This window comes from Aureimonas glaciei (assembly GCF_014643375.1).
GTDB lineage: Bacteria > Pseudomonadota > Alphaproteobacteria > Rhizobiales > Rhizobiaceae > Plantimonas > Plantimonas glaciei.
Map to the genome: position 1 here is coordinate 65570 of NZ_BMJJ01000006.1, position 22593 is coordinate 88162.

Genomic DNA, 22593 nt, shown 5'->3' on the forward strand with positions numbered 1-22593 from the left:
GCGATGGGAGGAGGATTCGCAGGCTCTTGATCCGCAACGGCTCTGGGAGGAAAACCGTCGCGAAACTCTAAAACTTAGCGGCTGGCCTGGCGGGCGATCGACGGGATGTCGGCGCGCGAGATGCCGAGGTCGGAAAGTTCGCGCTGCGACAGCCGGTTCAGCTCGTTGCAGGTCTCGCGGAAACGGCGCCAGTTGCTGTAGGAACGAACGATGTTCATGGGTCTCACCCTGGGATCTAATCGATTGAAGCGGTTGACTGAGTGGCTGTGTCATTCGCTTCGGTGAGCAATATCTAGATGCATGGGTCTTCGGACACCAGCGCTGAAAATGCATGGCTGGTCTGCGCATTGTGCATTGCAACATCAATCGGTTCGTACCCGTGCGCTCAGGGCTTTCGGCCCGTCCGCTCGTCCGTCGCGGCGATCTCGGTGAGCGCGCCTTAACCGAATGAAAAGGATCGCCTGCGCCGTCCCCCGCGTCTCTGGCTCCGATCGTCCCGCCGCCTCGGCCCTGGATCGGCGCATCCTTGGGCGTTCGGCGACAAAAGCCGTCCCGATTTGCTCTTTAACGCCTGGGACACAGGTGATATGGAGACGCGCGCCTGCAAAGGCACCATCGTGCGGCGCCATGCGGGTGTGGCGGAATTGGTAGACGCACTAGATTTAGGTTCTAGCGCCTAACAGCGTGGGGGTTCGAGTCCCTCCACCCGCACCATTTGCCGACGGGACAGGATTCATCATCGATGTGGCGGACGAAAGAGGGTCCGCCGCTCGCAAGGTCAAAAGGTTAGAAACAATGCAGGTAACGGAAACCAAGGCCGAGGGCCTGAAGCGCGAGATCGAGATCGTCGTGCCGGCCTCGGACCTTGAGGCGCGGCTTCAGACCCGGCTCCACGAGGCCAAGGGCCAGGCGAAGCTGAAGGGTTTCCGGCCCGGCAAGGTCCCGATGGCGCATCTTCGCAAGATGTACGGCCGTTCGATGATGGCCGAGATCGTCAACCAGATCATCAACGAGACCCCGCGTTCGGTCATTGCAGAGCGCAACGAGCGTTCCGCCATGCAGCCCGAGGTCGCCATGACCGAGGACGAGAAGGACGCCGAGAAGGTCCTGAACGGCGAGAAGGATTTCGTCTTCACGCTGTCCTACGAGACGCTGCCGGCCTTCGACCTGAAGGACACCAAGGCGATCAAGATCGAGCGGCCAATGGTCGAGATCTCCGACGAGGAGGTCGAGGACCAGGTCAAGCGCATCGCCGAGAACGCCCGCACCTACGAGGTGAAGGACGGCGCCGCCGAGACCGGCGACAAGGTCAACATGGCCTTCGTCGGCAAGATCGACGACGTGCCCTTCGATGGCGGCAGCTCGGAGGAGTCGAGCCTGGTTCTGGGGTCGAACACTTTCATCCCCGGCTTCGAGGACCAGCTGATCGGCGTCTCTGCCGGCGACGAGAAGAAGGTCAACGTGACCTTCCCCGACGACTACAGCGCCCCGCACCTCGCCGGCAAGGAAGCCGTGTTCGACATCACTGTGAAGTCGGTGTCGAAGCCCGGCGAACTCGAGTTGAACGACGAACTGGCCAAGACCATGGGCCTGGAGTCGATCGATCGCCTGCGCACCCTCGTTCGCGAGCAGATCGAGAGCCAGTTCGGCAGCGCCACCCGTCAGAAGGTCAAGCGCCAGCTGCTCGACGCGCTCGATAAGGACTACGACTTCGAGCTGCCCGAGAAGCTGGTCGAAGCCGAGTTCAACAACATCTGGGGTCAGGTCACCGCCGAGCTGAAGAAGAACGACAAGAGCTTCGAGGACGAGGACACCACCGAGGAGAAGGCGACGGCCGAGTACCGCCGTCTGGCCGAGCGCCGCGTGCGCCTCGGTCTCGTTCTGTCCTCGATCGGCGAGGGCGCCGGCGTCCAGATCACCGACGAAGAGCTGCAGCGCGCCGTGTTCGAGCAGGTCCGCCAGTATCCGGGCCAGGAGCAGCAGATCTACGAGTACTTCCGCAATTCGCCGGAAGCCGTCGCCGCCCTGCGCGCGCCGCTCTACGAGGAGAAGGTCGTCGATCACCTGCTCGCCACGGTCGAGGTCACGGACAAGATCGTGACCAAGGAAGAGCTGATGAAGGACGACGAGGACGAGGCCGGCGCCACCGTCGCCGCCTGATCCGAGCTTCCCAACGTTGCGAAAGGCCGGCTCGTCTGCCGGCCTTTTGCGTTTCTGCCGGCGGCTTCGGGCCCGCACGCGCCCCATTCTCGTCAAAGCGAGTGCTATGACAGGGTCTGCGTCGGCGAATGTCGGCTCGTCGGATCGGCCGGGGGACGTCCGGCGCGACCGACCGACCACACCAGAAGCGAAGACCCTTCTTGATGCACAGACTGTTCTCTGCCGGCGCTGCCCTGCTGTTCGTGGTGATGCTGACCCTTGCCACCGGAGCCAAGGCCCAGATTCCTGGCCTCTCCCTTCCGGCCGCCGCGCAGGAGCCCGCCGCCGCCGAGAGCCAGGCGGCCCCTGCCGACCCCTCGCTCGACGACCTGATCCGCCTTCTCGAGAACGACGACACGCGGCGCAAGCTCGTGGAGTCGCTGAAGGCTGCCGCCTACAGGCCGGCGACAGCCGGCGAGGCTGCCGCAGGGCAGGAGGCGCCGGCGGAAAGGCTCTCCGTGCCCGGCGAGATCGCCCGCGCCAGCCAGGTGCTGGTGGGTCAGGGGTTTGCCCTCGCGGGCGAGGTCGGTGATTCCTTCACGGAGGCCAGAACGCTCCTGTCGGGCGCCAGTGCCCTTCACCTGCCGCGGTTGTTCGAAGCCATCCTGCCGGTCGTGCTGGTCGCGCTGGTCGTGTTCGGCATCTACGCGATCCTGAGGGTCGTCCGGCACCGCATCGCCGTCCGGCTCGAAAAGCGGGCCGTTCATGCCGGTCCGCTGGCCAAGCTGGGGCTGCTGGCCATCCTCGCCGGCGCGAGCTTTCTGGCCGTCGTGCTCAGCCTTGCCGCCGGCTATGTCACCGCCATCGTCTTCTTCGGCGGCCCGCCGAACATCAACCAGGCGCTCTTCCTCAACGCCTTCCTGTTCATCGAGGTGATCAAGGGCCTCTTTCACGTCTTCGTCGCCCCAAACCAGCCGAAACTGCGCCTGACGCCGTTCGGCGACCGCCATGCGCGCTACTGGTATTTCTGGATCTCGCGGCTGATCTCGTTGCTCGGCTACAGCTTTCTCTTCGTCGCGCCTCTGGTGGAGGGAAGTTCCAATGCCGCCGCCGGCGACGCGGTGCGGTTCATCGTCGCCTTTGCGAGCCTATGCACGGTGATCTTCCTGATCCTGCGCAACCGGACGACCGTGCGCGACCGGCTCAGCCGGCAGCGGGCGCGCGGCGATCGGAGCTTTCGCGCCCGGTTCTATGCCCTGCTCGGCCATGTCTGGTGGGTCCTGGCCATCCTGTTCGTGCTGGCGCTGTTCGCGGTCTGGCTGAGCAGCCCGGACGAAGGCCTGCGCTACATGACCGCGGCGACGCTGAAGTCGATCGGCGCCATGGCGCTCGGCGGATTCGTCGTCTCCGTCCTGACGAAGGTGATCGTGCGGGGCATTCCCGTCCCGGACCGGATCAAGGACCGCCTGCCGCTTCTCGAGCGCCGGGTGAACTCCTTCATCCCGAATGCGCTGACGATCATCCGGGTTCTCGTGGTGATCATCGTCCTGGCCTTCATCATGGAAGCCTGGAGCCTGTTCGACCTGCGCGGCTGGACCACGACGGAAGTCGGCCGAAGCATCGTCGGCGGCACGATCGGCGCCGGCACGGTCATCATCCTCGGCTTCGCGGCGTTCCTCGGCGTCTCGTCCTGGATCGAATACCGGCTGAACCCGAATTTCGGCTCGGTGCCGACGGCGCGGGAACGCACGCTCCTGTCGCTGTTTCGCAATGCCTTCACGATCACGCTTCTGGTCATCATCGCCATGCTGGTGCTCTCGCAGATCGGCATCAACATCGCGCCGCTGCTTGCGGGCGCCGGCGTCGTCGGTCTTGCCGTCGGTTTCGGCGCGCAGAAGCTGGTGCAGGACGTCATCACCGGCGCCTTCATCCAGTTCGAGAACGCCATGAACGAAGGCGACGTCGTGCTGGTCGCCGGCGTCTCGGGCGTCGTCGAGCGGCTGACGATCCGCTCCGTGGGCCTGCGCGCGCTCGACGGCACCTACCACCTGATCCCGTTCTCCTCGGTCGACCAGGTCGCCAACATGACGAAGGATTTCTCGCAGTTCGTCGCCGATCTCGGCGTCGCCTACCGCGAGAACACCGATGCCGTGAAGCGCCTGATGCAGGATGCCTACGACGAGCTGAAGGCCGGCGACCTCGGCCACGACATCATCGCCGACTTCGAGATGTTCGGCGTCAACGAACTTGGTGCCTCCGCCGTCGTCGTGCGCGGCCGGATCAAGACCCTGCCGGGCAAGCAGTGGGGCGTCGGCCGGGCCTACAACGAGATCGTCAAGCGTCTCTGCGACGAGCGCAGTGTCGAGATCCCGTTCCCGCACATGACGGTCTGGTTCGGCGAGGACAAGGGCGGCAACGCGCCCCCCGTGCATCTGGCGACGCCGCTCGCGGTAGCCGAAGAGGTGCAGGCCGAGCGTCGCGTCGCCAAAGCGAACCCCTCGCGCTTCGGCTCCGTCAATGCCGACGGCTCGCCGATTCCGCCGACGGTGCATGATATCGACGATGCCGCGGACGGAGACGAGGGGCGCTGACGCGCGAAGCGACGCCCGATGGTCACCCGTGCTGACGGTTAAGTCTGCCGCCGGCTTCGTCGGCGCACATCTTGCACAGTTGGGTCGTCAAGCCCTATCTACGGCATGGGCCAAGGCCGACTGATTCTCCGAAGGTGCGGTTTTGCCGCGCCTGCCACACCAGCACCGAAAGCACCCCAATGATGCATCCCGTGGAAAGAGCGATGAACCTCGTCCCGATGGTGGTCGAGCAGACCAACCGCGGCGAGCGCGCCTACGACATCTTTTCGCGTCTTCTCAAGGAGCGGGTGATCTTCATCACCGGCCCGATTGAGGACGGCATCGCGACGCTCGTCTGCGCGCAGCTGCTGTTCCTCGAGGCGGAGAATCCGAAGAAGGAAATCGCCCTCTACATCAATTCGCCGGGCGGCGTCGTCACCTCAGGCATGGCGATCTACGACACCATGCAGTTCATTCGTCCGCCGGTATCGACCCTGTGCATCGGTCAGGCCGCCTCGATGGGCTCGCTGCTGCTCTGCGCGGGCGAGCCCGGCATGCGCTTCGCCACGCCGAACGCCCGCATCATGGTGCACCAGCCCTCCGGCGGTTTCTCGGGCCAGGCCTCGGACATCGAGCGCCACGCCCAGGACATCATCAAGCTGAAGCGCCGCCTGAACGAGATCTACGTCAAGCACACCGGGCAGGACATCGAGACCATCGAGCGCACGCTCGACCGCGATCACTTTATGACCGCGGACGAGTCGCAGGAGTTCGGCCTGATCGACAAGGTCTATTCTTCGCGCGAGGCGCTCGAGGCACACGTTCCCGGCTGATCGTCGACCAACAAATCTCCAGGCGCGCGCTTCCCGCGCGCCTGCCTCAGCCTTGATCTGGACACTGAGCGTCCCTACGCTAGGGGCAAAGTTGTGGGTCGGGCGTTCAGTGTCGCTCAAGGTTTGTCCCGCACGATCGACCATGAGTCAAAGTGTCATACGCGTCCATGCGGCCCTTGTGGCGTCGCAGTTGCAATCGGTGCGACGTGGCATAACATCTGGGTTCGAGGCCACCGGCGCGAAGGCGGGCCTGCGGATACCGGACCGGAAGGAAGAATGATGAGCAAAGTCAGCGGCGGCGATTCCAAGAATACGCTCTATTGCTCTTTCTGCGGAAAGAGCCAGCACGAAGTTCGCAAGCTGATTGCCGGGCCGACCGTCTTCATCTGCGACGAGTGCGTCGAGCTGTGCATGGACATCATCCGCGAGGAAAACAAATCGTCGATGGTGAAGTCGCGCGAAGGCGTGCCGACTCCGCAGGAGATCATCGCCGTTCTCGACGATTACGTCATCGGCCAGTCCTTTGCGAAGAAGGTCCTGTCGGTTGCGGTGCACAACCACTACAAGCGCCTTGCGCACGCTTCCAAGCACAACGACGTCGAGCTGGCGAAGTCGAACATCCTCTTGATGGGCCCGACGGGTTGCGGCAAGACGCTGCTCGCCCAGACGCTCGCCCGAATCCTCGACGTGCCCTTCACCATGGCGGACGCGACGACCCTCACCGAGGCCGGCTATGTCGGCGAGGACGTCGAGAACATCATCCTGAAGCTGCTGCAGTCGGCCGACTACAATGTCGAGCGGGCACAGCGCGGCATCGTCTACATCGACGAGATCGACAAGATCTCCCGCAAGTCGGACAACCCGTCGATCACCCGTGACGTGTCGGGCGAGGGCGTGCAGCAGGCCCTCTTGAAGATCATGGAAGGCACCGTCGCCTCCGTGCCGCCGCAGGGTGGCCGCAAGCATCCGCAGCAGGAGTTCCTGCAGGTCGACACGGCGAACATCCTGTTCATCTGCGGCGGCGCCTTCTCCGGCCTCGACAAGATCATCTCCGACCGCGGCCGCAAGACCTCGATCGGCTTCGCCGCCAACGTCTCGTCCCCGGAAGACCGCCGCACCGGTGATCTCTTCCGCCAGGTCGAGCCGTCGGATCTCCTGAAGTTCGGCCTGATCCCGGAATTCGTCGGCCGCCTGCCGGTTCTGGCGACGCTCGAGGACCTCGACGAGCCGGCCTTGGTGCAGATCCTGGTCGAGCCGAAGAACGCGCTGGTGAAGCAGTACCAGCGCCTCTTCGAGATGGAGAATGTCGAGCTGTCCTTCCATGACGACGCGCTGAAGGCAATCGCCCGCAAGGCGATCGAGCGCAAGACCGGCGCCCGCGGCCTGCGCTCGATCATGGAATCCATGCTCCTCGATACCATGTTCGACCTGCCGACCCTCGAGGGCGTGCAGGAAGTCGTGATCTCGGAAGAGGTGATCGACGGCAAGGCACGGCCGCTCTACATCTACGCCGACCGCAAGGACGAGAAGGAAACCGTCAGCGCCTGACGTCGTCGCCAGCACGGAAGTCCGACGGACACCCATCAGCCCGTCCCGGCTTTGTCAGGACGGGCTTTTTGTTGGCGGCGGGAATGCTGCCGCGCACATTGTGCGGCAGTGCGGTGCGAATCATTGAAGCGGTGGGCAGTACTGCCCACATAGGATCGGCAATGGCGTACGCCCCGGGGGCTTGAACAAGGCCCGGTGCGCAACGGCCGCAAGCGGCGAGAGCCGAAGAAAGGAATCCCATGTCGAGTACCAATCAGGCCGACGCGATCCTGTATCCCGTCCTGCCGCTTCGTGACATCGTCGTCTTCCCGCACATGATCGTTCCGCTCTTCGTTGGGCGCGAGAAGTCGATCAAGGCGCTGGAAGAGGTGATGGGCGCGGACAAGCAGATCCTGCTCGTCACCCAGAAGAACGCCAGCGACGAAGATCCGGCGGCCGACGCCATCTACGAGCTCGGCACCATCGCCAACGTCCTGCAGCTGCTGAAGCTTCCCGACGGCACCGTGAAGGTGCTGGTCGAGGGCATGACGCGCGCTCGCATCGACCACTTCTCCCCCCGCACCGAATGGCACGAGGCCTCGGCCCGCATCGTTCCGGAAGTGGAGGAGGATGCGGTTGAAGTCGAGGGGCTGGCGCGTTCGGTCGTCTCGGAGTTCGAGAACTACGTCAAGCTGAACAAGAAGATCTCGCCGGAAGTCGTCGGTGCCGCCGGGCAGATCGACGACTATTCCAAGCTCGCCGATACCGTCGCCTCGCATCTCGCCATCAAGATTGCCGAGAAGCAGGAGATGCTGGGGCTCACCAGCGTCCGCGAGCGGCTGGAAAAGGCGCTGTCCTTCATGGAGGCGGAGATTTCCGTTCTGCAGGTGGAAAAGCGCATCCGCTCCCGCGTCAAGCGGCAGATGGAGAAGACGCAGCGCGAGTACTACCTTAACGAGCAGATGAAGGCGATCCAGAAGGAGCTGGGCGACGGCGAGGACGGCCGCGACGAGCTGGCCGAGCTGGACGACCGGATCAAGAAGACCAAGCTCTCGAAGGAAGCCCGCGAGAAGGCGACGGCCGAGTTCAAGAAGCTGAAGCAGATGAGCCCGATGTCGGCGGAAGCCACCGTCGTGCGCAACTATCTCGACTGGATCCTCGGCCTGCCCTGGGGCGTCCGTTCGAAGGTCAAGATCGATCTGAAGAAGGCCGAGCAGATCCTCGACGAGGAGCACTACGGTCTCGACAAGGTGAAGGAGCGGATCATCGAATATCTGGCGGTGCAGAGCCGGCAGACCAAGATGAAGGGTCCGATCCTGTGCCTCGTCGGACCTCCCGGCGTCGGCAAGACCTCGCTGGCGAAGTCGATCGCCCGTGCCACGGGACGTGAATATGTCCGCATGGCGCTCGGCGGCGTGCGCGACGAAGCGGAGATCCGCGGGCATCGCCGGACCTATATCGGCTCCATGCCGGGCAAGGTGATCCAGTCGATGAAGAAGGCCAAGAAGAGCAATCCGCTCTTCCTGCTCGACGAAATCGACAAGATGGGCCAGGATTTCCGCGGCGATCCATCATCGGCACTGCTGGAGGTTCTGGATCCCGAGCAGAACTCGACCTTCATGGATCACTATCTCGAGGTCGAATACGACCTGTCGGCGACCATGTTCGTGACCACGGCGAACACGATGAACATTCCAGGTCCCTTGCTGGACCGCATGGAGGTCATCCGCATCGCCGGCTACACCGAGGACGAGAAGGTCCAGATCGCCCGCCGGCATCTCCTGCCCAAGGCGATCCGCGATCACGCCCTGAAGCCGGAGGAGTTCTCCGTCAGCGAGGATGCGCTGCAGGAGATCGCGCGGCGCTACACCCGCGAGGCGGGCGTGCGCAGCTTCGAGCGTGAGCTGATGACGCTGGCCCGAAAGGCCGTGACGAAGATCCTGAAGGGCGAGACCAAGTCGGTCGAAGTCACGAAGGACAACCTGCCGGACTATCTCGGCGTTTGGCGCTACCGCTACGGCGAGGCCGAGCTGGAGAACCAGGTCGGAATCGTGACGGGCCTGGCCTGGACCGAGGTCGGCGGCGAGCTTCTGACCATCGAAGGCGTCATGATGCCCGGCAAGGGCAAGATGACGGTGACGGGCAATCTGAAGGACGTCATGAAGGAGTCGATTTCCGCCGCGGCATCCTATGTCCGGTCTCGCGCGGTGGACTTCGGCATCGAGCCGCCGCTGTTCGACAAGCGGGACATCCACGTGCACGTGCCGGAAGGCGCGACGCCCAAGGACGGTCCGTCGGCGGGCGTCGCCATGGCGACGGCGATCATCTCGGTGATGACCGGCATTCCCGTGCGGGGCGACATCGCCATGACCGGCGAGATCACGCTGCGCGGCCGGGTTCTGCCGATCGGCGGGCTGAAGGAGAAATTGCTGGCGGCTCTCAGGGGAGGGATCAAGACGGTCCTCATCCCCGAGGAGAACGCCAAGGATCTCGCCGACATCCCGGACAACGTGAAGAACAACATGGAGATCATCCCTGTTGGTCGGATCGGCGAAGTGCTGAAGCACGCGCTCGTTCGCGAGCCCGTCGCGATCGAGTGGACAGAGCCGGCGACGCCGCTGGCAGGACAGGAAAAGACGGAGGAAGGCGCGGCTTCAGTCGCTCACTGACCATCGCCTTTTGCCACCGCTGACGAAAATGCCGCCCTTCGGGGCGGCATTTTTGTGCGCAAACCCTTATTTTGCGCGGTTTGCAGGGCTTTGCGGCTTGAATGATGCGGCAGACTCGCCCATCGTCCGCAGGAGTCGATGCGACTTACAGAAAAATCAGGAGGATGTCTGATGAACAAGAACGAGCTGGTCACTGCCGTTGCAGAGAAGGCCGAATTGTCGAAGCAGCAGGCGAGCCAGGCAGTCGATGCCCTGTTCGACGTGATTGAAACCACCATGGCCAAGGGCGACGACATTCGCCTCGTCGGCTTCGGCACTTTCTCCGTGTCGCACCGCGCCGCCTCCAAGGGGCGCAACCCGTCCACGGGCGCCGAGGTCGACATTCCGGCCCGCAACGTGCCGAAGTTCGCGGCCGGCAAGGGCCTGAAGGACGCCGTCAACAAGTAGGCTCGTATCGCGCCTCGCCGCGGCATGTCCCGGCAGGCGCTGAGCCAGGCCTCGGACCCTTCCACATGGCCAGTGGGCAGCCCCGCTCTATCGGCGGGCACTGCAAGCGTCACGGCCGCAGGACCGCCTTGTCGGCCCCGCGGAAGACATGACTGGGTAAGACGGCCGCCGGTCGACAATCCCGGCAGCCGCTCCGCCGTCCGTCTCTTCAGCGCGCGGCGCGCCTAGGGCAGCGCCTGCGAGGCGGCTCAGTCCTTTTCTAGAATCCTCCGGCGGCACGCACCCCGGACAGAACTCTCCCCACCGACGATCGAGCTTTCACCGCTGTCAGCCCTTGCCGGCAATGCCGTGCGGCGAGCCTTGCCGGTGCGCGGACATGAGAGGAGCCGCAAGACGGCCCTTAGCGCTCCAGGCCGGGCCTGCTGACCGCTGACGACGCGATCGGGTGATGGACGCGCGGCACCATCAGCGCCGTGACGAAGGTCAGGACCGACACGACGAACACCCCCCAGAACGTCAGATGCAGGGAATGGCCGAGCGCCAGCCGTGCCGACGCTTCGCCGACGAGCGTCCCCGGGCGCTCCAGGAGCTGCCGGATGGTGTCGAAATCGACCGGCACGATGCCCCGCCCGCCGGTCGCCAGGCTGATGTTGAAGACGGCCCCGAGCGCCGTCGCGCCGAGCGTGCTGCCGAGATTGCGCGCGAAGATGTTGGAAGCCGTCGCGGCGCCGCGCTCTCCCCATTCGACGCTGCTCTGGATGATGACGATCGCCGCGGTGCTAAGAAAGCCCATGCCGAGACCCATCACGACCGAGCCGATCGCGGCGACCTGCGGCGAGGTCGACGGGTTCAGGAGGACGAAGCCGATGGCGCCGAGCGGCAGCAGCGTCGCGCCGAACAAGAGCGTCGGTCGCAGGCCGAAGCGGGCGAAATTGCGGGCCGCGAGCGTCGCCCCGATCGGCCAGCCCAGCACCATGGCCGTCAGCGTGAAGCCGGCGACCAGCGGCGATTGCCCGAGGACGCCCTGGACATACATCGGCAGGAAGGTCGTCAGGCCGATGATCGACATGCCGCTGAGGAGGGTGGCGATGTTGGCGGTGGCGATCGGCCGCCGGCGCCAGAGCGCCACGTCGAGCATCGGCGTGCTGGCCCGTTTCTCCTGCAGGATGAAGAGCAGCGCGGTGATGATGCAGACCACGAGGGCGCCGAGGGCGATCGCGCCGCCACCTTCGGTGCCCGCTTCCGTCAGGCTGATCATCAGCGCGGCCACCGCGACGGCGAAGAGGGCGGCGCCGGCATAGTCGACGCTCTGGCTCTTCGGCGGCACGCTCTCGTGAAGATAGGCGACGAAGCCCGCCGCCGCGGCAAGACCGATCGGCACATTGATCCAGAAGATCCAGGCCCAGCTCACCTGCTGGATGATCAGCGCCCCGGCAAAGGGGCCGACGACCGACGAAATGCCCCAGACGCTGGCGAGGTAGCCCTGGATCTTGCCGCGCTCCTCGATCGAATAGAGGTCTCCGACGACCGTCAGCGCCACCGGCTGGATGGCGCCGGCGCCGAGGCCCTGAACGAGGCGGAAGGCGATCAGCGTCGGCATCGACCAGGCGAGGCCGCACATCACCGACCCCAAGAGGAAGACCGCGATGCCGATCAGGAGAACCGGCTTGCGGCCATAGACGTCAGCCAGCTTGCCGAACACGACGGTGGTCGCGGTCTGGGCCAGCAGGAAGGCCGAGAACACCCAGGAATAGAGGTGAAGGTCGCCGAGCTGGCCGGCGATCTGCGGCATGGCGGTGGAGACGATCGTCGCCTCGATGGCGATCATCGCCATGGCGGCCATGATCGATCCGAGGATGAGCGGACGGCGGAGGGTGGGGGAGGCGAGCATCAAAACCATTCACGGGTTGATCGCGGTGGGCCTGTCCGTCACGGGAGGGCGGCAGCGCGAAACGCTGGACGGGCCATGGGGATGATCCCGGCTCGGATATTCCGGCGATGGAGACGTGGGTGGCCTTTAGGCGCAGCCCCCATCGCTGGCAAGCGCCGAACCCTCAGCCGGCACCACAGGCGTTTGGTCCGCGCCTCGACGACTTGAGCCCGCCCCGCAGGCCGTCCGCTCCGCTGTCCCGGCTGAAAGACGTCGCACGCCGGGAACGGGCTTGCCACAAGGTCAGTGACCATCACGGCGGAATGGTCGCCAAGAACCGGATTACAAAAGAGAAAATCGACATTGGCTGACGATTGATTTCGTCAGAAGTAAACACTGTGCTAATGTTCAAATTAATCGTTCGTCACCCCGCAGTGACCAAAATTGGCCCCCGGGATGCCCGATCCTCGTCTTCGAGGCGCTCGCTCCATCAGCCGGGACTACCATGACCCCCTTGATTTCCCAGCAGTCCGTTCGCAACAGGCTGCTCCGGTCGTTGTCGCCCGGCGATTTCGCTCTCCTGGCGCCCAATCTGGTGAGCGTCGAGCTTCCGCTTCGCTGGATGGTGGAGGAGCAGGGCGAGACGATCCAGTTCGTCAACTTCTTCGAGAGCGGTATCGGCTCCAGCATCGTCAGCGGCTCGAACGAGGAACGCGCCGAGGCGGGCCATATCGGCTGGGAGGGCATGTCGGGACGGGCTGTGGTCCTCGGTTCGACCAACTCCATCGGCAGTGTCATCATGCAGGTCGCCGGATCCAGCCTGCAGATCACCGCGGCGCGGCTGACCGACGTGATGCGGGAGAGCATCACGGTGCGCGAACTCTTGAACCTCTTCGTTCTGGCGAATGAGGTCCAAGTCGCCCATACGCTTCTGGCCGCGACGCGATTCAGCGTCGGCCAGCGTCTGGCGCGCTGGCTGCTGATGTATCATGACCGGATCGATGGCGAGGACCTGCCGGTCACGCACGAGCTTCTCTCGCTGATGCTCGGCGTGCGGCGCCCCGGCGTCACCGATGCGATCCACGTCATGGAGGGTGACCACGCCATCCGGACGCATCGCGGCATGGTCCAGATCCTGGACCGCCCGCTTCTGGTGGTCATGGCCGGCGGATGCTACGGAATCCCCGAACGTGAATATGAACGGCTGATTCCGCTCGCCCTGTCCCGGTCCTGCTCGCCCGACCCCGTCGAGCCCGGAAAGAAGAGATCCCTGCATGTCGTCTGATGAAACCCCCGCCGTCAAAGCCGCGCAGACCTATTTTCGCAATACCGAGATCCGGGCGGAAAAAGGCACGGCGATGACGATGATCGCCACCGCCGCCGACGCGACGCAGGCCAAGAACGAGCGGCTTCGCGCCGCCCGGCTGGCCCGTGACGAGACCGAGCGCCTGGCCTCGGAAGAAGCCGAGAAGGCCAAGCCGGCGCCCAAGCGCCGCAAGGCTGTGCCGAAGGACAAGGGCCCGGCCGGAGCGTAGACGGTCATGATCGTAATCGACGCGCCCGCGGTGGAGCGGCTTCTCTCCTGGCCCGCGCTCGTCGGCGCCATCGGCGACATGTTCGCGGCCGGATGCGTCGCACCGGCCCGCCATCACCACCCGTTCGATATCCCCGGAGAGGACGCCGGCACCCTCCTGCTGATGCCGGCCTGGGCGCCCGGCGCTTTTCTCGGGGTGAAGATCGTGACCGTGGTGCCGGCCAATGGCACCCGAGGCCTGCCGGCCATCGCCGGAACCTATCTCCTGTCTTCGGCCGGGACCGGCGAGACCCGCGCCGTCATCGACGGTGCCAGCCTGACCGCCTGGCGCACCGCCGCCGCGTCGGCGCTCGCCTCGAAACACCTGTCACGGCCGGAGAGCGAAGACCTCGTGATCGTCGGCACCGGCGCCCTGTCGGCGCGGCTGGCGGCCGCGCATGCCAGCGTCCGCCCGATCCGCCGCATCCGGGTTTGGGGGCGCAGTGCCGAAAAGGCCGCGGCCGCGGCCGATCGAATCCGGGCTGACGGCCTCGAAGCCGAGGCGATCACCGACCTCGAAGCGGCCGTGCGCTCCGCCGACATCGTCAGCTGCGCGACCCTGTCGCGGGCGCCGCTGGTTCTGGGCGACTGGCTGAAGCCGGGCGCCCATCTCGATCTCGTCGGCGCTTTCAATCCCGGCATGCGCGAGAGCGACGACGCGGCCGTTACGCGCTCCAGCCTCTTCGTCGATACCCGCGAAGGCGCGTTGCATGAGGCTGGCGACCTGATCCAGCCGATCCGTGCCGGGCTGATCGGCCCCGAGGCGATCGCTGCGGATTTGCGCGAGCTTTGCCTCGGCCTGCATCCCGGACGAAGGCGGGCCGACGAGATCACGCTGTTCAAGTCCGTCGGTGCATCGCTCGAGGATCTCGCTGCCGCTGTGCTGGTCTACGAACGTTTCAAGGCAGCCGAAAACCCGTCCGCCTGACGGCAGTCGCCGTGCGGCGGGCGAGAGCCCGGAAGAGGCCCCTCCGCGGGAGGGTGCCCCTCGGCCCGCCGTCAGGCCCGGCGCACGCGCCGGAAGGCGACGATCGCGCCGATGAACCCGCAGGCGGAAAACAGCGCGAAGGTCACGGCAAAACTGCCGATCGCACCGGCGATGAGGGCGAAGCTCGAGGGTCCGACCATGACGCCGAGAAAGGTGTAGATCAGGACGCCGCCGGTCATCGCGCCGGCCTGCCCCGCTGGGGCGTGGCGCGCCGTCTCTGCCAGCAGCACGCCGTTCCAGCCAAGCCAGATCGCCCCGCTGAGGGTGAGCAGGACGACCTGGAGGATGGTGGGAAGCCGGTCGATCTGGCCGAGGGCGAGGGCGCTGAGACCGCCGGCCACGCCAAGGCCGCACAGGGTGACGAAGCCGCCGCCCAGCCTGTCGGCGAGATAGCCCCAGCTGACGCGCCCGATCGCGCCCGACAGCTGCATGGCGGCCGCCAGCGAGCCGGCGGCGAGGATCGGCCAGCCGGCATTTTCGACGAGGGTCGTCACCGCGAAGGCGCTGAGCGAGAGCTGCACGCCGGAATAGAGGAAGCCGAGCATGGCCAGCGCCCGGAGGTTCGGATCGGCGAGAAGCTGGCGCTGATCGGCGAGAAAGCCGCGGGCGGCGATGGCGGAAGCCGGCGGCGGCTCGTTCGGATGCAGGTCGCCATGGGTGACCTGCAGGAGCACCGCCAGCGCGATCGGCACGATCGCCGAGAGCGCCAGTCCCCATTGCCAGCCCATCAGGATCGCCAGGAAAGGGAAGACGAGGCTCGCCAGCACGCCGCCGAGCGGCACGCCGCTCTGCTTGATCGAGAAGACGAGGTTGCGCAGCCGCGCCGGCGTGATGCCGATCAGGAGCTGCGAGGCCGCCGGGTTCTGGTAGCCGTAGCCGATGCCGACCAGCACCGAGCCGAGGATCAGGAGATCGAGCCGCGCCGCCGCAAAGCACAGGAGGCCGGCGGAAAAACAGGCGAGGCAGAGCTGCTCGACCCTGAGCGGCCCGAAGCGCCGCAGCGTCGCGCCGGCATAGGCCGAGGCGAAGATGCCGGCGAGGTAGATCAGGCTGATCTGGTAGCCGACGAAATGCGGGCCGATGCCGAGCGACTGGCTGACGGCCGGCGAGATCGCCGTCAGGGCGAGCGCGGCGGCCGTCGCCACCACCTGAACGGCGGTCGCGCCGACGAGGATGCTCCACAAATGCGGGCTGGCGCGCTCGTTCGTCTGAGCGTCGGAAAGGGTCGTCATGGGCCGGCTCCGGCTTGGCAGGACGGCTTCGGCCTGGCGTTCGAGTTCAAACCGTGAAGATCAGGCGGCGCGACGGGAGACTGCGGAAAAGACGTCGAGCGTCCGCTCGACCCCGTTCTGCGGAATGTCGCGATGCAGGACGAGCCGCATCTGCGGGCTGACCGCGGCGAGGATGTTCGCCCCCTGCAGCGCGCTGGCGAGCGGCTTCAGCATCGGCGCGTCGACATGCAGCATCACCATGTTCGTCGCGGCCTGGGTGACGGTGATGCCGTCGATGCCGTGCAGCCCTTCGGCCAGACGCCGGGCCATGGCATGGTCGGCGGCCAGGCTCTGGATGTTGTGGTCGAGGGCGTAGAGGCAGGCGGCGGCGAGGATGCCGGACTGGCGCATGCCGCCGCCCAGAACCTTGCGCCAACGCAGCGCCTTCGCGATCAGCTCCGGCGTGCCGACGAGGCAGGAGCCGACCGGCGCGCCGAGGCCCTTCGAGAAGCACAGCGAGATCGAATCGAAGGGCCGGCAGATCTCGGCGATGGTCAAGCCGCCGGCGACCGCCGCGTTCCAGGCGCGGGCGCCATCGAGGTGGAAGGCGAGCCCCGCGCTGCGTGCCAGGGCGCCGGCGGCCTCGACATAGGCGGGGTCGAGGACCGTGCCGCCGATGGTGTTCTCCAGAGCGAGCAGTTTCGTGCGGGCGAAATGCGGATCGATCGGCTTGATCGCCGCACGGATCTTGCCGAGCGGCAGCGAGCCGTCGGCATCGTGCTCGATCGGCTGCGGCTGGATCGAGCCGAGCACCGCGGCGCCGCCGCCCTCGAACCGGTAGGTGTGGGCGCCCTGGCCGACGATGTACTCGTCGCCGCGCTCGCAATGCGCCATCAGCGCGGCGAGATTGCTCTGCGTGCCGCTCGGAAAGAACAGTGCCGCGGCCTTGCCGGCGCGATGCGCGACGGCCGACTCCAATTCCTTGACCGACGGGTCATCGCCCCAGACGTCGTCGCCCACCGGCGCATTCGCCATGGCCGCCCGCATCTCCGGCGACGGCCGCGTCACCGTATCGCTTCTGAGATCCACGGTCTGATTGGTCGACATGCCTGGCAATCCCTGTTGGTTCGTCAGCCTGACGAAGTCCCGCGTGGTTCGGATTGTCAATCGTTTACAGGGTTATCCCGGGATCGGGGAGTGGCGCGGTGATATTCCGTGCTCCGCCGTGGCATCCAGGGCGCAGTGCGAGGGAGCCGTACCGAGCGTCGGGCCCGTCCACAGCGGCATCCGGGAGGACCGGGCGAGAAGGTCTCGCCCGGCACGGCCAGGCGGCCCGCCACGGGGAGGCGGGCCGGAAGGCGGTCAGTTCTTGACGACGTCCTCGAGCCAGAAACGACCGAGCGGGTTCTGGTAGAAGCCGTCGATGTTCGAGCGCGTCACGTTGATGTAGGGGCTGTAATAGAGGTCGATCCAGTTCACGTCCTCCTTCGCCGTCTCCTGCAGCTTCACGTACATCGCCTCGCGCTTGACCGGATCAGCCTCGGTGCGCGCCTCGGCGACCAGCGCCTTCACGTCATCGTTCTTGTAGCGGGTCATGTAGTTGAGGTTGGTGTCGTGGCCGAGGACGAAGGTGGTCTTCTGGTCCGGGTCGAGCACGTCATTCGTCCAGTAGCCGACCGAGACGTCGAAATCGCCGGCGACGAACATGTCCCACTGGCTCGACGGGTCGACCTTGTTGATCGTCACGGTCACGCCGGCCTGCTGCAGCTGCTGCTGCAGGAGCACGGCGATCTGCTCGTCGACCTCGTCGCCGGCCTTGACGTTGTAGTCGAGGGTGAGATCGGACGCGCCGGCGGCCGCCAGCATTTCCTTGGCCTTGGCCGGGTCGTAGGGGCGCGAGGGATTGGCGGCGTTGTAGTAGAGGGCGCCCTTCGGGACGTAGGAATTGGCGACCTCGCCGATGCCGAAGGTGACCGCGTCGACGATCGCCTGCTTGTCGATCGCCATGTCCAGCGCCTGGCGCACGGCCTTGTCGCCGAGCTTGCCCTTCTCGTGGTTGATGAGGAGGGCGTCTTCGCGGGTCGAGGGATCGAGCGTCACCTTGAGGTTCTTGTCCTCCTTCAGCGTCGCGACGCGCGAGAAGGGCACGAAGATCGCGGCATCGAGCTCGCCGGCCTGGACGTTCAGCATGCGCGTGTTATCGTCCGGCACCGAGATCCACTCGACGCCGTCGAGGCTCACCTTGTCGGCCTCCCAATAGTTCGGGTTCTTCTCCAGGATCACCCGGTCGCCGCGGATCCATTCCTTCACCGCAAACGCGCCCGAGCCGATCGGCGCCGAGGCGAAACCTTCCGCGTCGGCCTCGATCGCGGCCTTCGGCAGGACGGAGACGTTCGGCAGCGCCAGTGAGGCGAGGAAGGGCACCGAGGGCTCCTTCAGCGTGACCGTCAGCGTCTTCGGATCGGTCGCGACCGCCGTGTCGACGATGGTGTAGGACGAGGACCAGAGCGAGGTCTCGGCATCGCGGATGCGCAGGAGCGAGAAGGCCGCGTCCTCGGCGGTGACGGGCGAGCCGTCGGAGAATTTCGCGTCGCGCAGCTTGAACGTGTAGGTCAGGCCGTCGTCGGAGACGGTCCAGCTCTCGGCGATGCCCGGCTCCAGCTTCGTGCCCGTCTTGTCGACGCGCACCAGCACATCGAAGACGTTGGAATAGACCCAGTTGTCGACGTTCTGGGCCGAGGCGATGGGATCGAAAGTGGTCGAATCCTCGCGCCGGCCGATGGTGAGGATGCCCGCGGCCTCGGCGATCGAAGTGCCGAGGGTCAGGCCGGCAAGCATGGTGGCGGCGAGAAGGCGGAAACGCTGTCTGGTCATGCGAAATCTCCTGTGAGGGCGGGGAGGCGAGGCGGGAGGGGTGAGGGGGAAAGGCTGCCGGGCGGCAGGATGCAGGCCCAGCCATGGCCGTCGGCGCGGTTCGGCACCGGCGGCGGCCCGGTCCGGCAGACGTCCTGGGCATAGGCGCAACGAGGGTGGAAGGCGCAGCCCGGCGGCAAAGCGAGCGGGCTCGGCGGCTCGCCCGCAATCGGCGCCGCCGGCAGGGCGCGGTCCGGGTCGATCTCGGGAATCGCTGCGATGAGGGCGGCGGTATAGGGATGGCGCGGGGCGGAAAACACCGCCTCGGTCGGGCCCTCTTCGACGATGCGGCCGAGATACATCACTGCCACCCGGTCCGAGAGACGGCGCACGATGGCGAGGTCGTGCGCGATGAAGATCAGCGTCAGGCCGATTTCTTCCTTCAGGTCCAGGAAGAGGTTGATGATCTGGCCCTGGATCGACACGTCGAGCGCGGCGACGCACTCGTCGGCGATGACGAGTTTCGGTTCCACCGCCAGCGCCCGGGCGATGCCGACACGCTGGCACTGGCCGCCCGAGAGCGCCGCCGGCCGGCGGGAAGCGAGTGCCGGATCGAGCCCGACCAGGCTGAGAAGCTCCGCCACCCGCGCGGCTTCCGCGCCGCGCGGCACCTTGCGATGGACCCGCAGCACTTCGCTGAGCGTCGCGCCGACCGTCATCTTCGGGTTCAGCGCGCTGGCCGGGTCCTGAAAAACCATGGCCGTCTCGCGCCGCAGCCGCGCCAGGGCGTCACGGCGCCCGTCGGAGACGCTGATGTCGTCGAAGGTGACATGGCCGGAATGGCTGGCTTCGAGGCCGAGGAGCGCACGCCCGAGGGTCGACTTGCCCGAGCCACTCTCGCCGACGATGCCGAGCGTCTCGCCGGCTTCGACCCGCAGCGAGACGCCGTTCACGGCCTGGAGATAGCGACGCTCGAGTCCCAGCGGCCCGCCGCCGGGGGCGGCAAAGCGCACGACGAGATCGTCGACCTCGAGGATCGGCCGGGCGGTCATGCCGGCACCCCGAGGCCCGAGGGATCGCCGACCGGATGGAAGCAGGCCGCCACTTCGCCGGGATCGAACGGCACCAGGCGGGGCTGTTCGCTGCGGCAGCGCTCCGTCGCGTGGCTGCAGCGCGGGTGGAAGCGGCAGCCGGGCGGCATGGCGAAGGGCGAGGGCGGCTGGCCGTCGATGGTGCGCAGCCTTCTGAGGCCGGCATCGCCGCCCGGCTGGCAGGCGATGAGGCCGGCCGTGTAGCGATGGCGGGGATGGCGCAGCACCTGGCGCACCGGCCCCTTTTCGCAGAGGCGGCCGGCATAGAGCACGGCGATCTGGTCGCAAAGCTGGGCGACGACACCGAGATCGTGGGTGATGAAGATCAGCGACATGCCGCGCTTGTCGCGCAAGTCCTTCAACAGCCTGAGCACCTGCGCCTGCACCGTCACGTCGAGCGCCGTCGTCGGCTCGTCGGCGATGAGGATTTTCGGATCGGAGGCGAGCGCCACCGCGATCATCGCGCGCTGGCGCATGCCGCCGGAGAACTCGTGTGCATAGGCCTCGGCCCGCGCCACGGGATCGGGGATGCCGACCTGGCGCAGGATCTCAACCGCCTCCGCCTTCGCCTCGCGCCGGCTGGCGCCCTTGGCGATCCGCACCGTCTCGGCGATCTGCTCGCCGATGCGCATGACCGGGTCGAGGTGGCTCGACGGGTTCTGGAAGATCATCCCCATCTCGCGACCCCGGACCTTTGCGAAGTCCGCCTCGCCGAGTTTGGAGATGTCGCGACCGCCGGTGCGGATGGCGTCCGCCGAGATCGACAGGTTGGGCGAGGTCAACAGCCGCATCAGCGCGCGGCAGGCCATGGTCTTGCCCGAGCCGCTTTCGCCGACGAGCCCGAGGATCTCGCCCTCGCCAAGATCGAAGGACAGCCCGTCGACGATGGCCCGGCGCGTCGTGCCGTCATGGCTCTCGACCGTCAGTCTCTCGACGGACAGAATAGGCGTTCTCGCGGAGGCGGGTTTGGGGGCCAGCGGCGGGGTCAGATCCGGGGCGATCATGGCCGCGCTCCTAGCTTTTCGCCGAGACCGTCGGCGAGCAGGCTGAAGGCGAAGGCCAGCGCGACGATGGCAAGGCCGGGAAAGGCCGAGATCCAGCCCGCCTGGGTGATAAAACCCTGGCCCTCGGCGACCATGATGCCCCATTCCGCCGAGGGCGGCTGCACGCCGAGGCCGAGATAGGAGATCGAGGCCCCGGCGAGGAGCACCAGCACGCAGTCGGACATGGCGAAGACGATCGAGCCGGACAGCGCGTTCGGCAGCAAATGGCGGAACATGATGCGGGCATGGCCGTAGCCGAGGCTGCGGGCGGCGAGCGCGAAATCGCTCGACTTCAGGATCAGAATCTCCGCCCGCACCAACCTTGCGTAGGAAACCCAGCCGACCAGCGCCATCGCGACGTAGAAGCTTTTCAGACCGGGGCCGAGGACGGTGATGATCGCCAGCATCAGCACCAGGAACGGGAAGGCGAGGATGATGTCGACGAGGCGCATCAGCAGCGTGTCGACGAGGCCGCCGAAATAGCCGGCGACGGTGCCGATCGCCGTGCCTATGAGGAAAGGGAAGGCGACGCCGAGAAAGGCCAGCTGCAGGTCGATGCGGGTCGCGTAGATGACGCGCGAGAGGATGTCGCGGCCGTAATTGTCGGTGCCGAAAGGGTGGGCGAGCGAGGGCGCGACGAGCCGCGCCGTGCCGTCCTGGACGATCGGGTCGTAGGGCGCGATGACGGGCGCCAGCAGCGCGACGACGATGAAGGCGAGAAGCAGCGAGCCGCCGGCAAGAAGCGGCAGAGGCAGGCCGGCGAGGCGGGAGCGCCTGCGGGGCGGTGCGACGGCGGGAACGGGGTGCGGGACGGCACCCGGCACCGCGCTCAAAACTTCACCCTCGGGTCGAGCGCGACGGTCAGGATGTCGGCGAGGAAATTGACGATTACCGTGGCACAGGCGAACACCATGGCGACGCCCTGCACCACCATGTAGTCGCGCGAGAAGATGGCCCGCACGAGCAATTGCCCGGTGCCGGGAATGGCGAAGACCGTCTCGACCACCACCGTGCCGCCGATCAGCCAGCCGATGTTGACGGCGAGGAGGTTCAGCGTCGGGATGATGGCGTTCGGCAGGACGTGGCGGCGGAAGATCATCCTTTCCGGAATGCCGCGGGCCCGGGCCGCGAGCGCGACGTCCGAGCCGAGGCCGGCGATGAGGCTGGCGCGCAGGCTGCGCGTCAGGACGGCGGAGAGCGACAGCGCGATGGTCAGCCAGGGCAGGACCATGTGGTGCAGCTTGTCGCCAAACGTGCGGCCGTAGCCGGAGACGGGGAAGAGGCCGAGCGTCACGCTGAAGACGATGATCAGCATGATCGCCAGCCAGAAGTTCGGCAGGCCGAGCCCGGTCGTCGACAGCACCCGCACCGCCTGGTCGACGGCGCCGCCCCGGTTCTTCGCAGCGAGCGTCGCCAGCGGCACGGCGATGAGGACGGAGAGGATGACGGCGCCGACGACGAGCACCAGCGTCGGCTCCAGCCGGTCGGCGACGAGGCCGAGAACGTCGATCTTGTAGAGGATCGACTTGCCCATCTCACCGTTGGCGAGGTTTTTCAGGAAATAGAAATACTGCAGCCAGAGCGGCTCATCCAGGCCGAACTGGGCGCGGATGCGCTCCAGCGCCGCCGGCGTCGCCCGCGTGCCGAGGATCAGCCGGGCCGGGTCGCCCGGGATCGAGCGGACCAGGACGAAGGTGATCAGGCTGATCCCGAAGAGGACCGGGATCAGTTGGAAGGGGCGCGTCAGGACGAAGCGGAAGCGGTGCATGTCAGACTGTC

Annotated in this window: 16 protein-coding genes, 1 tRNA gene and 1 pseudogene; 10 read left to right on the forward strand and 8 right to left on the reverse strand. The window is 66.4% G+C overall.

The window, feature by feature from the left end; all coding sequences use genetic code 11:
* Nucleotides 1-74: 74 nt before the first annotated feature.
* Nucleotides 75-218 (reverse strand): DUF1127 domain-containing protein, encoded by a 144-nt coding sequence (locus IEX88_RS13440; protein WP_188851453.1) that lies wholly within the window; start codon nucleotides 216-218, stop codon nucleotides 75-77.
* 411 nt (nucleotides 219-629) lie between these two features.
* On the opposite strand from IEX88_RS13440, the gene IEX88_RS13445 reads away from it, so the two are divergent.
* The 7 genes from IEX88_RS13445 (at nucleotide 630) to hbs (ending at nucleotide 10185) form a co-directional block, all read left to right on the forward strand.
* A tRNA-Leu gene (locus tag IEX88_RS13445) sits at nucleotides 630-714 on the forward strand.
* Between the two features lie 81 nt (nucleotides 715-795).
* Entirely contained in the window at nucleotides 796-2160 is a 1365-nt protein-coding gene (tig, locus tag IEX88_RS13450; RefSeq protein WP_188851455.1) for a trigger factor, read from the forward strand.
* 203 nt (nucleotides 2161-2363) lie between these two features.
* Nucleotides 2364-4730, forward strand: coding sequence for a mechanosensitive ion channel domain-containing protein (locus IEX88_RS13455; protein ID WP_188851457.1), 2367 nt, complete (start codon nucleotides 2364-2366; stop codon nucleotides 4728-4730).
* 179 nt (nucleotides 4731-4909) lie between these two features.
* Nucleotides 4910-5542: an ATP-dependent Clp protease proteolytic subunit gene (locus tag IEX88_RS13460; RefSeq protein WP_188851459.1), complete on the forward strand. Its 633-nt coding sequence runs from the start codon at nucleotides 4910-4912 to the stop codon at nucleotides 5540-5542.
* A 279-nt stretch (nucleotides 5543-5821) separates the two neighbouring features.
* Entirely contained in the window at nucleotides 5822-7090 is a 1269-nt protein-coding gene (gene clpX / locus IEX88_RS13465) for an ATP-dependent Clp protease ATP-binding subunit ClpX (RefSeq protein WP_188851461.1), read from the forward strand.
* 239 nt (nucleotides 7091-7329) lie between these two features.
* On the forward strand, nucleotides 7330-9738 hold the full coding sequence (lon, locus tag IEX88_RS13470; protein ID WP_188851463.1) for an endopeptidase La: 2409 nt from the start codon (nucleotides 7330-7332) through the stop codon (nucleotides 9736-9738).
* 171 nt (nucleotides 9739-9909) lie between these two features.
* Complete coding sequence (gene hbs / locus IEX88_RS13475) at nucleotides 9910-10185, forward strand: non-specific DNA-binding protein Hbs (RefSeq protein WP_188851465.1); 276 nt, start codon at nucleotides 9910-9912, stop codon at nucleotides 10183-10185.
* A gap of 400 nt (nucleotides 10186-10585) precedes the next feature.
* Here the strand turns inward: hbs and IEX88_RS13480 are convergent, their stop codons facing one another.
* Nucleotides 10586-12076, reverse strand: coding sequence for an MDR family MFS transporter (locus tag IEX88_RS13480; RefSeq protein WP_188851467.1), 1491 nt, complete (start codon nucleotides 12074-12076; stop codon nucleotides 10586-10588).
* A 484-nt stretch (nucleotides 12077-12560) separates the two neighbouring features.
* Here IEX88_RS13480 and IEX88_RS13485 point away from each other — a divergent pair, with 484 nt between their 5' ends.
* From IEX88_RS13485 to lhpI, 3 genes are read left to right on the forward strand one after another with little or no spacing between them, the layout of a single operon-like run.
* On the forward strand, nucleotides 12561-13340 hold the full coding sequence (locus tag IEX88_RS13485) for a Crp/Fnr family transcriptional regulator (protein ID WP_188851469.1): 780 nt from the start codon (nucleotides 12561-12563) through the stop codon (nucleotides 13338-13340).
* Complete coding sequence (locus IEX88_RS13490; protein WP_188851471.1) at nucleotides 13330-13590, forward strand: hypothetical protein; 261 nt, start codon at nucleotides 13330-13332, stop codon at nucleotides 13588-13590. Before IEX88_RS13485 ends, IEX88_RS13490 begins: the two co-directional genes overlap by 11 nt.
* 6 nt (nucleotides 13591-13596) lie before the next feature.
* Complete coding sequence (gene lhpI, locus IEX88_RS13495) at nucleotides 13597-14556, forward strand: bifunctional Delta(1)-pyrroline-2-carboxylate/Delta(1)-piperideine-2-carboxylate reductase (protein ID WP_188851473.1); 960 nt, start codon at nucleotides 13597-13599, stop codon at nucleotides 14554-14556.
* A gap of 71 nt (nucleotides 14557-14627) precedes the next feature.
* Here lhpI and IEX88_RS13500 read toward each other — a convergent pair whose 3' ends face one another.
* The 6 genes and pseudogenes from IEX88_RS13500 to IEX88_RS13530 form a co-directional block, all read right to left on the reverse strand.
* On the reverse strand, nucleotides 14628-15848 hold the full coding sequence (locus IEX88_RS13500) for an MFS transporter (protein ID WP_188851475.1): 1221 nt from the start codon (nucleotides 15846-15848) through the stop codon (nucleotides 14628-14630).
* 60 nt (nucleotides 15849-15908) lie between these two features.
* Nucleotides 15909-16934, reverse strand: a complete 1026-nt coding sequence (ltaE, locus tag IEX88_RS13505) for a low-specificity L-threonine aldolase (RefSeq protein ID WP_188851477.1) — start codon at nucleotides 16932-16934, stop codon at nucleotides 15909-15911.
* A gap of 255 nt (nucleotides 16935-17189) precedes the next feature.
* Complete coding sequence (locus IEX88_RS13510; protein ID WP_373289593.1) at nucleotides 17190-18665, reverse strand: ABC transporter substrate-binding protein; 1476 nt, start codon at nucleotides 18663-18665, stop codon at nucleotides 17190-17192.
* Nucleotides 18666-18829: 164 nt separating this feature from the next.
* Nucleotides 18830-20775: pseudogene (locus IEX88_RS27280) on the reverse strand (dipeptide ABC transporter ATP-binding protein); the annotation flags it as partial.
* On the reverse strand, nucleotides 20772-21569 hold the full coding sequence (locus IEX88_RS13525) for an ABC transporter permease (protein WP_188851876.1): 798 nt from the start codon (nucleotides 21567-21569) through the stop codon (nucleotides 20772-20774). The gene IEX88_RS13525 and the pseudogene IEX88_RS27280, both read right to left, overlap by 4 nt.
* 74 nt (nucleotides 21570-21643) lie before the next feature.
* Nucleotides 21644-22582 carry an ABC transporter permease gene (locus IEX88_RS13530; protein ID WP_188851485.1) on the reverse strand — a complete coding sequence of 313 codons (939 nt, stop codon included), beginning with the start codon at nucleotides 22580-22582 and terminating at the stop codon, nucleotides 21644-21646.
* Between the last annotated feature and the right edge of the window lie 11 nt (nucleotides 22583-22593).